This is a genomic window from Chroococcus sp. FPU101 (genome assembly GCF_017312365.1).
Lineage (GTDB): Bacteria > Cyanobacteriota > Cyanobacteriia > Cyanobacteriales > Microcystaceae > Chroococcus.
On sequence record NZ_BLJI01000002.1, the window covers coordinates 353,667 to 366,781 of the forward strand.

Genomic DNA, 13,115 nt, shown 5'->3' on the forward strand with positions numbered 1-13,115 from the left:
AAGCTTATGCAAACTTCTTTAACTTCGACAAGTTTCCGCGATCGCAATTTTTTTACTTTTTTAATAATAGGTCTATTAGCTATTCTCTATGGGCCAGTGATCCTTCATTGGTATGACGGTTGGCTCAATAAAAGTATTAATATTGAACATGAATATTTTAGTCATGGCTTAATTGGTTTACCCTATGCTGCTTATTTAATCTGGGAACGGCGGAAACAATGGCAGCGTTTACCAAATACCTCTCATCCAGTCGGCTTAAGTTTACTGGTTTTAGCTGGAATTCTCTATCTGACTGGCGTGGCACAATGGGTTAATCTATCTTTTCCCGTGATGCTGATCGGGGTGTGTCTTTGGCTCAAAGGAATCAAGGGTTTAAAATTACAGTGGATTCCTCTTTTATTCATTGTTTTAGCTACACCGAATGAAATCCCTTATTTAATGACCCCTTATACACTGCCTTTACAAACATTTATTGCTAACGCCGCTGGCTTTATCTTGCAACAATTAGGCTTCAATGTCACAGTAGAAGGCATTCATTTAGCGGTACAAGGTAGATTTGTTGAAGTTGCGCCTTATTGTGCGGGACTCAAAATGCTTTTTACCAGTGCCTATGTCACGCTTTTGTTATTAAACTGGACAAACAATTTAACGAAAATCAGATTAGTGATTGTTATGTTAGCCAGTGCGATTAGTATTAGTATTATTGCTAATATTTTTCGCAATACCATTTTAGCCTGGTTATATGGCATTGGTAGAAAAGATTATTTTGATATCGTCCATGAAGGTTGGGGCGGAGATTTATATTCAGTCTTCATGCTATTAACGATTGTTGGTCTGTTTCGTTTGATCCAAAATTATCAAACAAACGAGCCAGTTCAATCAATTGAGGAGCAACATCATGAGTAAATCCTTAAAGCCTTGGTTATTTTCGCAATACATTCTGGTGGGTTTATTAGTGTTGCTGATTGGTATTGGTACTATTCCTAGCTATTTTAGTGGTCGTTGGACTTGGCAAGAACTTTCAGACATTCCTAATATTAAACATCTGAAAAATTTGAGTCAAACGGGATTAACATTACCTGATGCTCAACTCAAAGAACATCAACCATTTTTGCTCGGAAATAAAAAATGGTCAGCCCAAGTTTTCCAAAAATCTGAACAACCTTTTGTGTTGCTGTTGATGCCACAAGATTATCATAAAAATTTACCTCAAACCGAATTAAGTGATCTAAGATACTTGGAAAAATGGAAAATCGATTCAGAGCAATCCATGAGGGTTCCAGTTGAAATCAATCAAAAACGTTATTCAGTAGTCCCACGTTATTTTAAAGCATGGACTAAAACCACCTTTATTATTGTTCAATGGTACGCCTGGCCAGGGGGTGGAAGCTACGCGGCCTCTAATTGGTTTTGGCAAGATCAATGGTTACAATTGCGGCAAAAACGGCTACCTTGGATAGCTGTCACCCTGAAACTTCCGATCGAACCTTCTCAGGAACTTAAAACAATGTTACCTAAAATTAATTCATTAGTTCAAACCGTGCAAACTAATTTAGAAACACAAGTTTTTTCTCAACTCCAAAATACCTCATCTTCCGTCAAGTAATATTCGTCTATTGACAATAAAGAAGGAAAATCCGAGACTTGAACCATTACTCTTACATTCAAAAATAATTACGATGACTAACCGACGATTAATCCGTCCCTTCAATCAATTGGTTTACGTTTGTAGTAGTGTCATGTTGTGGGGCGTACTAGAAATCAGCTTCGGCACATTACCAAGTTTAGGTCAGCGTTCCATTCCTAGACCCGATCCAGAACTACAGCCTGCACCAGAGGCACCCCCAACCTTTACTCCCGAAGATATTCCACCCAGAAATTTTACTCCCCCATTATATGAAGACGAATCAAAGCAATTTCAACTCTATCGTTTAGATATTGGGGATACAATCAATGTGTCTGTCGCCGAATTTCCTGAATTTAATGCTTCTAGCCCGATCGATCCAGAAGGAAATATTCAACTCCCACTGGTTGGAAGAGTGGCTGTAAAAGGTTTAACTCTCGATGAAGTCGAAACCAAAGTGCGTTTTGAATTGGGTCGCCGCTTTTTACGCTCTGAACCAGAAGTATCAGCCGTGTTAGCCCAGCCTCGTCCTGCTCAACTAACGGTTTTAGGAGAAGTGGCTAGACCTGGGTTTTATGTAGTTGCCCCGAGTAGTGACTTAACAGCAGTGATTACTGGTGCAGGAGGAAGTACCTCTAGGGCTGATCTAAGATCCATTATTGTTCGTCGTCCTTTGGTCGATGGCACCGTTTTAGAAGAAAAAGTGAATTTGTATGATCCTTTGATTAAAGGTAAAAGTGTTCCCGATTTTCGGGTGCAAGGTGGCGATACGATTATTATTTCTCGCTTAGAAGTTGGACAAGACAAAGATTATGATCGCTATTTAATCTCTAGAACCAGCCTCAATCAACCAACGATGACTGTTCGCGTTTTAGTTCCTTTGTTGCCTTCGGGACAAGCTTTAAGAAATGTTACCCTTCCTAGTGGTAGCACCTTTTTAGATGTAATTGCTTCCTTGCCCACTACCGATCGCTTACGAATTAATGTGACCGAAGTGGCTTTACTTCGTTTTGATGAAGAGAAACGCGGGGTCATCTCACAAACCGTTAATCCACAAGCAGCACTTAGGGGCGATGTATCCCAAAATTTCCCCTTAGAAGATCAAGATGTAATTGTCGTGAGTCGCACGATTTTGGGTAAAATATTTGCCGTGTTTAATATCATTACGCAACCGATCCGAGATGTTCGCTCTTTTACAAATACAATTACCGATTTTGCTGATGGGAATTTTCGCGGCGGTAATAATAATCGCTAAATATATTAAATTAAACACATTCATTGTTTAGACAAAGAAACAGATTAGAATATTGATCTAAAAGTAACGGTTAAAATAAAGGCATCTTGAAAGAAAGTCTCTTGAACCTATGGCTCCACCAATTATTAAACGATTTCTTATATCCTTCAATCAGTATAAATTACTAGGTCTGTTGGCTTTTCTGTTATCGCTTGGCGGGGCAGTCGTTCTAGCCATTCAACCCGATCCCGAAAGGCCACCAAGAGTTTATAAAGCGATCGGACAATTGGCTTTTCAGACTCCGCCACCTGCTTTTACCAGTACTGGAACACAGATTCAGGAGCAAGGGAGAACCATTAGTAAAGATATTCTGATCTCTCCTAAAGTGTTACTTGGGACGGCGGAAAGGTTACGACTTTCTCAAGAACGGATTCTCGACATTAGAGATAAAAAATTAATTATTACTTTTCCAGATGATAAAGCAGCAACCGATCCTAATCAACCTCAACCTCAACAAGCTCAACAAGACTCGCAGCCTCAAGTCATTACGCTAGAAGTTACCGATAGTACCTTAGAAGGGGCAAAATTACTTCTAGAAACTTTTATGGAAGAAATGGTTAATTATAGCCGTTTGCTAAATTCTTCCCAATTGACAGCCCGAATCGATGCTTTAAAACAACGATTAGGAACGGTTCAAAAAGATCTAACGGCAGCCGAAGAAAATTTTTATCGATACATTAGTAAACAAGGCTCAGACTTACTCGCGGTTCAAGATGGTAGTCTGTTTAGTGCGATTACCAGTAGTCAACAGCGACAACGGGAAATCCGTCTAACGCTTCAAGAAATTGAGGGTCAAATTGGCAGTTTAACCACACAACTCGGACTGTCGCCCAAACAAGCTTATACTTCAGCCGCTTTGAGTGCTGACCCAATTATTGCTAACCTTAGAGCGAGAATTCTAGAAACTGAACTGCAACTAGAACGGCTTCAAAAAGATCTACGACCTGAACACCCTGCATTAGTTAAGTTAAATAAGGATAAACAGGTTAATGAAACTTTACTCCAACAACGCGCCCAAGAAGTGATCGGAAAAGATGGCATCTTTACGACATTACCGAGTCAGGTACGTCAAGAAAGTAATCTTGATCCAACACGTCAGCAATTAGCCAGCCAATTAGTCTCTCTGCAAACTCAAAAAGAAGGATTAATCAAACAATTAGATTCTCTGGTTACTCAAGAACGACAACTGCGTAATCAGTACGAACGTTTTCCTGAGCAACAGTTACAACAAGCACGTTTAGTACAAGCGGTTGAATTTCAAAGGGTTATTTATCAAAATATTTTGACGGCGTTAGTTGATGCTCAATCCGCCGAAGCTGAAACTGTGGGTAGTTTAACGATCGCCCAAAGACCCATTGCGAACGAGGTTATCTATCCACCCAATAACAGAAATCGTCTTTTGATTCTGCTTGCGGGTGCGGGTTTAGGTGTTCTCGCGGGAACGGGTTTGATCTTCTTACTTGCGGCTATTGATGATCGTCTCCATACCCCACAAGAATTACGTGAGGCTCTAATTTCTCGTCAAATCTTACTCTTAGGAGAACTTCCAACAATTGGCAAAGAGCGCTCGCCCATATTAGCTGACGGCGATCCCGACTATCTGGCGTTTTATGAACGATTCCGTAGTAAAATTCGTCGTTTAGGTTCAGAAACGTCTAAAGTTGTGATTATTACCAGTATTACTAATGAAGAAGGTAAAACTTTAACGGCTTATAACTTAGCGATCGCGGCTTCTCTAGCAGGTAGACGAACATTATTGATTGAAGCGGATCTACGTTCACCTTCTGTAGCAACTAATATACAAGTTCTCCCTGATCCAGAAGCCCAAAATGAACCACTACTCTACTATGGAGCTAGAAGTAAATCGATTCGGTTAGCTCCTTCGATCGAAAACCTCTCAATTTTACCGAGTCCAGGCCCACAACGACAAGCGGCGGCTATTCTTGAATCGAGTGAATTACAACTGTTGCTTAAGGATGCGCGGGGACGTTTTGATATGGTGGTAATTGATACTCCGTCTCTCTCTCGCTGTAATGATGCCTTGTTGCTTGAACCGCTAACGGATGGTTTAATCATTGTGACTCAACCTGGACTCACTCGCTCTAGCCTACTGAATGAGGCTCTCGATCAACTTGCCGAGGCTGAAGTATCGATTTTAGGAGCGGTTATTAATAATGTAGAGAATTTAGCAACTCCCGCTAATGCTCAAGGTGATGAGGCTGTACAACCACAGTTTGCTCAGTTAAATCAGCCTAGCACCACTGAAGAAGAAGACGCTAAAGTTGAGGTTTAGTTATTGCATTCGATCAATGGTTCGATATTGAATCGCCTCAGCCACATGGGAACTTTTAATCTGATCTTCGGCGGCTAAATCTGCGATCGTGCGAGCTACTTTTAATATCCGATCCATTGCTCTTGCGGATAATCCTAGCTTACGAATTGCTCCTTCTAATAACTTCAAACTCATCTCATCCAATTGACAAAACTGACGCAGATGACTCGACTGCATTTGAGCATTACAGCGAATGTTTGTTTCGTTTTGGAACCGAGTGTAAGTACGCTCCCTAGCCTCTTTCACCCGTTCTCTAACGATTTGTGAAGGTTCTCCAGTAGTTTGTTGGGTCATTTCTTCGGGTTTGAGACGATGGACACAAACCTGTAAATCAATTCGATCCATTAAAGGGCCTGAAAGCTTGGCCCAATAATGTTCTCTTTGATGGGGTGAACAAGTACAGTTTTGAATGGGATCACCAAAATAACCACAAGGGCAAGGATTGGTACTCGCTACTAGGGTAAACTGAGCAGGAAAAGCGACTGATTGACGGGTTCGGGAAATTGTTACAGATCCGTCTTCAAGGGGTTGTCTGAGGTATTCTAAAACATTGCGTTTAAACTCAGTAAGTTCGTCAAGGAACAGTACCCCACGATGGGCCAAGGAAATCTCCCCAGGACGCGGAAAACCACCGCCACCCACCAGCGCAGCCCCAGAAGCCGAATGATGTGGACTGCGGAAGGGTCGTTCTTGAATGAGTGAACCTCGATCTTTTAAAAGACCCGCGACGGAATGAATTTGAGAAACTTCTAAGGCTTCAGTAAAATCAAGATTTGGTAAAATACCAGGTAAACGTCGGGCTAACATCGTTTTACCGCTACCTGGAGGCCCGACAAAAATCACATTATGTCCCCCAGTGGCCGCAATTTCTAGGGCACGACGGGCATGACTTTGACCTTTAACATCTTTTAAATCGGGCAGAGAACCGCGTTGATCCCCAAAACTGTTCGCCTTAAATTGAATAGGAGTATGGCGTTCTGGTTCATTCAGAAATTCAGCTACTTCCGCTAGATGTTTAAATCCATATACCGAAATAGTCTTGACAATTGACGCTTCTTGTGCATTGCCGAGGGGAACCACTAAACCTTGAATTCCCATTTTCTGGGCCGCCGCCGCGATCGGTAAAACGCCCGCTACAGGTCTTAAACTGCCGTCTAGGGAGAGTTCTCCTAAAAATAAATAATCACCTAATAAATTCGCTTCGACTTGTTCAGAGGCGGCTAGAATGCCCAGAGAAATCGGTAAATCAAAGATTGGGCCTTCTTTTCGGAGATCCGCAGGTGTCAGGTTAATCACGATTTTGCGAACGGGAAAGGCAAAACCCGAATTTTTTAGGCTGCTTTGACTCGTTCTCGTGATTCCTGTACGGCTGTATCAGGTAACCCCACCAATGTGATCGAGGGAAGTCCACCCGCAACATCGACTTCTACGCCGACCTTAACCGCATCAATCCCTAAAATAGAAGCACTCCAAACTCTGGCTAACATAGATGAATCAATAAAATTTATAAATTCATGATCGCTTTGTAGGTTGGCTTTTTTCCTCCGAAATTCTACGGATTTTTAGTCTAGGGTGATCCGCCTGATAATGGTAGGATGAAGACGAGAATCAATATATTTGTCAGATCATAAATTATGAGTGAGACGATTTTTAGTAAGATTATTCGTCGCGAAATTCCAGCTAATATTATCTATGAAGATGATTTAGCGATCGCTTTTACTGATGTTAATCCGAAAGCACCAACTCATATTTTAGTCATTCCTAAAAAACCGATTCCTCAACTTGATGCAGCTACAGAAGAAGATCAAGCCATTTTAGGTCATTTACTGCTGACGGTTAAAAAAATAGCGGCTCAAATGAACTTAAAAAACGGTTATCGCGTTGTCATTAATAATGGTGAAGATGGCGGACAAACTGTATATCATCTCCATCTGCATATTTTAGGTGATCGTCAAATGACTTGGCCACCCGGTTAAAAAAAATCAAATTTACAGATGTTATTTTTTCCTTCTCATCTGGGAATACTACAGGTAAGCTAGTTTAAATTTAATTTGCGCTTAATAATATTTAAAAAACAGCAAGTTAAATATAATACATAGCTATTACTTTAATTCCTGTGCTTTGTTGAATTCTTGTTATTATGACTAAGCTGTTTGCCCTTGTTTTCCTTGCCGTTAGCTTTTCTTTTTCTAGTTCGACCAAACAGTCTTTAGCGCAATCAGAATGTTTTATACAAAGTCAAGATGGTCGTAGTATAGATTTAAGTCGTCTGTGTGGTGATGGACAAAACAAACCCCAAGCAACACCTCGTAATTCAAATTCTTTTACTTTAACTGTTAAACGGCGAATTGGCGGCACTCCCACTGTTGATGTTATTTTTAATGGTCAACATAGTTATGAAATGCTTTTTGATACAGGGGCTAGTTCTACGGTGATTTCTGCTGATATGGCGACTGCAATGGGTGTTAAGAAAGAACGGCAAATCATGGCAAGTACAGCAGGTGGCGTAGTTCCTGCTTATTTGGGTCGTGTCTCAATGCTGCAATCAGGAAATTTATCCCACAAAGATTTAGTGATTGGCATTTCAGATCATATTAGTGGTTTAGGTCTTCTCGGACAAGATTTTTTTGGCGATTTTGATGTCACGATTAAACAAGATGTAATCGTTTTACAACGTCGCTTAGGTGCTAAAAAATAAACAGGTTTGGCTTGTTTTTCGGGTCTGTTGCTAGTAAGTCTCCCGTTCCGTGTTAGCCTAGAGTATTGGTGTTAGATCAACACGGCAGAAGAAGCGACTACCAGAACAGTTTTAGTTTAAAGAATTATGCCTACATTTTTATTAGAAGTTGGTACAGAAGAATTACCCGCCGATTTTGTCGATGATGCAATTAGGCAGTGGAAGGAACGAATTCCTAAGAGTCTAGATACAGAATTACTCACCTCGACAGCAATAGAATTTTATGGAACGCCGAGACGTTTGGCGGTTTTAATCAAAGATTTACCCACTCAACAAAGCGATCGAACTGAAGAAATTAAAGGCCCTCCACAAAGTACCGCTTTTAAAGATGGTAAACCAACTCCCGCCCTTGAAGGTTTTGCGCGTAAACAAGGGGTGAATATTGAAGATATTGAAGTCAGAGAAACCGAAAAAGGGGCTTTTATTTTTGTTAAGAAAAAAATCCCAGGTAAGAAAACGGCGGACATTTTGCAAGCATTAATTCCGCAATGGATCACGGGGTTAGAAGGAAGGAGGTTTATGCGTTGGAGTGACGGAGATCTTCGTTTTCCGCGTCCGATCCGTTGGTTAGTTGCTTTACTCGATGATGCGGTTTTACCCCTTGAATTAATTAATGGATCGACTACCTTAAATAGCGATCATATTTCCTATGGTCATCGTATCTTACACCCAGAGGCGATCTCGATTTCTACCGCATCCGCTTATTTAGAAACCTTACGATCTGTTTTTGTCGAAGCGGATCTAGCAGTGCGTCAAAAGACAATTATTCAACAAATTGAGGAACAAGCGACTAAATTAGGCGGTGTTGCTGAAATTTCTCCTAGTTTACTCTCTGAAGTGATTAACTTAGTTGAATATCCGATCGCTGTAGCGGGTAATTTTGATTCAGAGTTTCTAGAACTTCCCCCCGAAGTGATTATTACTGTGATGGTGACACATCAGCGTTATTTTCCAGTTCAATCATCTAACGGTTTATTGCCTCACTTTATTACCATTGCTAATGGTGATCACAATAAAGCTAATATTATCGCATCAGGGAATGAACGAGTGATCCGCGCCCGTTTAGCCGATGCTCAATTTTTCTATAAAGCAGACTGTGATGAACCTTTAGAAAGTTATCTACCGCAACTAGAAAACGTCACTTTCCAAGAAAAATTAGGAACCATGCGCGATAAAGTCGATCGCATTATGGAAATTTCTCAATTAATTTGCGATCAATTAGAACTCGATCCCAGTATTCGCAGTGAAGTCGAAAGTACGGCGATGTTGTGTAAAGCGGATCTGGTAACGCAGATGGTGTATGAGTTTCCAGAGTTACAGGGGATTATGGGACAAAAATATGCTTTAGTCAGTGGTGAAAGCGCAAATGTCGCCCAAGGTATCTTTGATCATTATCTCCCACGTGGTGCAGAAGATGCAATGCCACAAACGATTACAGGGCAAATTGTAGGTTTGGCCGATCGCATTGATACTTTAGTTAGTATCTTTGGACTAGGTATGATTCCCAGTGGCTCGTCTGATCCGTTTGCCTTGCGTCGGGCGGCTAATGGTATCATTAATATTACTTGGAATGCTCAGTTACCGATTGATTTAGCGCAAATCCTAGAACAAGCTTCATCTGATTTTGCAGTAGCACATCCCGATCAAACGTCTCCCTTGTCAGTTTTACAGCCGTTTTTTATCCAACGAATTCAAACGTTATTACAAGATGCTCAGATTGATTATGATTTAGTCAAAGCGGTTTTGGGAGATAATGATCTAGAGTATACCGAACGAGCATTAAGAGATTTACTTGATGTCCGCGATCGTGCTTTTTTCCTTCAAGAGATCCGCAACAATCATCAGTTAGATGAAATTTATGAAACGATCAACCGTTCAACTCGTTTAGGGGCGAAAGGAAGTTTAGATACACAAACTCTCGATGCAAAATCATTGATTAATCCAGAATTATTTGAACAACCTTCTGAAAAAGCGTTTTATGAGGGATTAATTGCACTTTTACCACAAACTAATATTGCACTTGCTGATCGAGACTATCAAGAGTTAGTGAACGGTTTGAAAAATATTGCGCCCGTCGTCAGTCAATTTTTTGATGGTGATCAAAGTGTTTTAGTCATGGCTGATGATCCAAAGGTTCGTGAAAATCGTCTCAATTTACTGGGTTTATTACGCAATCATGCTAGAGCCATAGCAGATTTTGGTTTAATTGTCAAGTAAAAAATTAAAAAGAAGAACGAGAAAATGTAATTATTCTTTGTAAAACTCTTACAGTTCATTCTAAGAATAGACAAAACCAATATAGTTAATCAATATTTTGTAGGGGTTTGGTTGCCAAACCCTTATTAATTAAGGAGCATCGATGAATCACCTCTAGAGAATGTGTTACTTAGTGCGATCGTATTTTCGTTTTTTAATTTTTTTGTCTTTTGTTCGTATTTAATATAAAACAGTATATAAATTATATTTATATAGACTTGAGTGCTTTTTATGGGTTTCTCAGTTATAAATTTTGTTTTTACTCGCACATTAGCTTAATTATTCTGTTTTGCTACATATTTAAAAAATAAGACCCCTAGCAATCGCATCAAACTTAGACAATAATGCGATCAATGAGATTTGAATGATAAGACAACTTCCAAGAGATCAGGAGAGGACACCTTGACATTAAAACTAGCTGTTTACGGAAAAGGCGGAATTGGAAAATCGACCACAAGCTGTAATATTTCGGCAGCTTTAGCCAAAAGAGGCAAAAAAGTTCTACAAATTGGATGTGATCCAAAGCATGATAGTACCTTCACCCTGACAGGTTTTCTCATTCCCACCATCATCGATACGCTACAAGAGAAAGACTTTCACTACGAGGACATTTGGCCAGAAGATGTAATTTATGATGGCTATGCTGGTGTAAAATGTGTAGAAGCAGGTGGCCCACCAGCAGGTGCAGGATGTGGTGGCTATGTCGTTGGGGAAACCGTTAAACTCCTCAAAGAACTCAACGCATTTGATGAATTTGATGTCATTCTCTTTGATGTACTTGGTGACGTGGTTTGCGGTGGTTTTGCTGCACCTTTAAATTATGCCGATTATTGTTTAATTGTTACAGATAATGGTTTTGATGCCCTTTTTGCCGCGAACCGTATTGCTGCATCAGTAAGAGAAAAAGCGAGAACGCATCCTCTTCGTTTAGCAGGTTTAATTGGAAATCGTACATCAAAACGGGATTTAATCGATAAATATGTTGATCATGTAACGATGCCTGTTTTAGAAGTCTTACCCTTGATTGAAGATATTCGGGTATCGCGGGTTAAAGGAAAAACTCTGTTTGAAATGGCAGAGAGTGATCCATCTTTGAGCTATGTTTGTGATTATTATCTCAACATTGCCGATCAGATTTTATCTCGTCCTGAAGGTGTTGTCCCCAGTGAATCACCCGATAGAGAATTATTCACTCTGTTATCTGATTTTTACCTCAATCCTAAAGAAACTCCTGTGATGAGTGCCGATGAGGAATTAGATTTAATGATGGTGTAAATAATATATTTTGGGCTTGGAAATCAAGCCCCTGCATTTAAACATTAAATCCTAGTATCTGTAGGGGTTTGGTTTCCAAACCCTCCTTTTTAAAGCGTAACCAATTCCGAACATAGATAGGAGAACTTAAAATCATGACCGTTGCACAAGAACCATCTGCTTTACAATTTGAATGCGAAACAGGGAATTATCATACTTTTTGTCCAATTAGTTGTGTTGCGTGGTTATATCAAAAAATTGAAGATAGTTTCTTCCTTGTTATTGGAACGAAAACCTGTGGCTATTTTCTACAGAATGCGATGGGAGTAATGATTTTTGCTGAACCCCGTTACGCAATGGCAGAATTAGAAGAAGGGGATATTTCAGCACAACTTAATGACTATGAAGAATTAAAACGTCTCTGTTTACAGATTAAACGCGATCGTAACCCAAGTGTGATCGTTTGGATCGGGACTTGTACGACTGAAATCATTAAAATGGATTTAGAAGGATTAGCCCCGAAACTTGAAGCAGAATTAGGTATCCCCATTGTAACCGCACGTGCCAACGGTTTAGACTACGCATTCACCCAAGGGGAAGATACTGTACTCGCTTCAATGGTGCATAAATGTCCAGAAGGAGTCAAACAGGAAGAAGAAAAAGAAGAACGCAACGCGATTCAAAAATTGATGGCTTTTGGACGCAAAAAAGAAGACGTTAAAGCAGAACAAGCTGAGTATGCGACTCATCCTCCTTTAGTACTTTTTGGCTCATTACCTGATCCTGTTGTTACTAATTTAACCTTAGAACTCAAAAAACAGGGTATTCAAGTTTCAGGATGGCTACCCTCAAAACGTTATACAGAATTACCCGTTATTCAAGAAGGATATTATGTTGCTGGTGTTAATCCCTTCTTATCTCGTACCGCTACGACTTTTATGCGTCGTCGTAAGTGTAAACTGATTGGCGCACCGTTTCCAATTGGCCCCGATGGAACCCGCGCTTGGATTGAAAAAATCTGTTCAGTATTTAATATTGAACCGAAAGGATTAGCCGAAAGAGAGGCGCAAATCTGGGAAAGTTTAGAAGATTACGTGAAATTGATTCGCGGTAAATCAGTCTTTTTCATGGGCGATAATTTGTTAGAAATTTCTTTAGCTCGTTTCTTAATTCGTTGCGGAATGAGTTGTCCTGAAATTGGCATCCCCTACATGGATAAACGTTATCAAGCTGCTGAATTAGCACTACTAGAAAAAACCTGTCAAGAAATGGGTGTGCCTCTGCCGACGATTGTTGAAAAACCAGATAATTATAATCAGATTCAACGTATCTATGAGCTAAAACCTGATTTAGTGATTACTGGAATGGCACACGCAAATCCTTTAGAAGCACGAGGAATTAATACTAAATGGTCGGTAGAATTTACCTTTGCTCAAATTCATGGTTTTACAAACGCCAGAGATATTCTAGAATTAGCGACTCGTCCTTTACGTCGCAATAATAACCTGAAAGATTTAGGCTGGGAAAAATTAGTCAAGGAGTCGGCAAAGGTTTAGAATACTTGAATTTACAATAACAGATTAGTTAAAATGAAAGGTGGGCAGGTTGCTCACCTTTT

At 40.1% G+C, this 13,115-nt stretch carries 9 protein-coding genes and 1 pseudogene; 9 read left to right on the forward strand and 1 reads right to left on the reverse strand.

Annotated features, from left to right (window positions below; all coding sequences use genetic code 11):
• Nucleotides 1-6: 6 nt before the first annotated feature.
• From crtB to CFPU101_RS04325, 4 genes are all read left to right on the forward strand, one after another.
• Nucleotides 7-906, forward strand: coding sequence for a cyanoexosortase B (gene crtB / locus CFPU101_RS04310; protein ID WP_206814085.1), 900 nt, complete (start codon nucleotides 7-9; stop codon nucleotides 904-906).
• On the forward strand, nucleotides 899-1,606 hold the full coding sequence (locus tag CFPU101_RS04315) for a cyanoexosortase B system-associated protein (protein ID WP_206814086.1): 708 nt from the start codon (nucleotides 899-901) through the stop codon (nucleotides 1,604-1,606). Before crtB ends, CFPU101_RS04315 begins: the two co-directional genes overlap by 8 nt.
• A gap of 133 nt (nucleotides 1,607-1,739) precedes the next feature.
• The gene (locus CFPU101_RS04320; protein WP_374191930.1) at nucleotides 1,740-2,879 is read left to right on the forward strand and encodes a polysaccharide biosynthesis/export family protein; all 1,140 of its coding nucleotides are present in this window, start codon (nucleotides 1,740-1,742) and stop codon (nucleotides 2,877-2,879) included.
• Nucleotides 2,880-2,988: 109 nt separating this feature from the next.
• On the forward strand, nucleotides 2,989-5,211 hold the full coding sequence (locus CFPU101_RS04325) for a polysaccharide biosynthesis tyrosine autokinase (RefSeq protein ID WP_206814088.1): 2,223 nt from the start codon (nucleotides 2,989-2,991) through the stop codon (nucleotides 5,209-5,211).
• Here CFPU101_RS04325 and CFPU101_RS04330 read toward each other — a convergent pair.
• A pseudogene (locus CFPU101_RS04330) lies at nucleotides 5,212-6,737 on the reverse strand (YifB family Mg chelatase-like AAA ATPase).
• 147 nt (nucleotides 6,738-6,884) lie between these two features.
• On the opposite strand from CFPU101_RS04330, the gene CFPU101_RS04335 reads away from it, so the two are divergent.
• The 5 genes from CFPU101_RS04335 to CFPU101_RS04355 all read left to right on the forward strand — a co-directional run bounded on the left by CFPU101_RS04335 (nucleotide 6,885) and on the right by CFPU101_RS04355 (nucleotide 13,053).
• Complete coding sequence (locus CFPU101_RS04335) at nucleotides 6,885-7,226, forward strand: histidine triad nucleotide-binding protein (RefSeq protein ID WP_206814089.1); 342 nt, start codon at nucleotides 6,885-6,887, stop codon at nucleotides 7,224-7,226.
• 164 nt (nucleotides 7,227-7,390) lie between these two features.
• Nucleotides 7,391-7,948 carry a TIGR02281 family clan AA aspartic protease gene (locus tag CFPU101_RS04340; protein ID WP_206814090.1) on the forward strand — a complete coding sequence of 186 codons (558 nt, stop codon included), beginning with the start codon at nucleotides 7,391-7,393 and terminating at the stop codon, nucleotides 7,946-7,948.
• Between the two features lie 126 nt (nucleotides 7,949-8,074).
• Complete coding sequence (gene glyS / locus CFPU101_RS04345) at nucleotides 8,075-10,204, forward strand: glycine--tRNA ligase subunit beta (protein ID WP_206814091.1); 2,130 nt, start codon at nucleotides 8,075-8,077, stop codon at nucleotides 10,202-10,204.
• Between the two features lie 441 nt (nucleotides 10,205-10,645).
• Nucleotides 10,646-11,518 carry a ferredoxin:protochlorophyllide reductase (ATP-dependent) iron-sulfur ATP-binding protein gene (gene bchL, locus CFPU101_RS04350; protein WP_206814092.1) on the forward strand — a complete coding sequence of 291 codons (873 nt, stop codon included), beginning with the start codon at nucleotides 10,646-10,648 and terminating at the stop codon, nucleotides 11,516-11,518.
• A gap of 134 nt (nucleotides 11,519-11,652) precedes the next feature.
• Nucleotides 11,653-13,053 carry a ferredoxin:protochlorophyllide reductase (ATP-dependent) subunit N gene (locus tag CFPU101_RS04355; RefSeq protein ID WP_206814093.1) on the forward strand — a complete coding sequence of 467 codons (1,401 nt, stop codon included), beginning with the start codon at nucleotides 11,653-11,655 and terminating at the stop codon, nucleotides 13,051-13,053.
• Nucleotides 13,054-13,115: the final 62 nt, after the last annotated feature.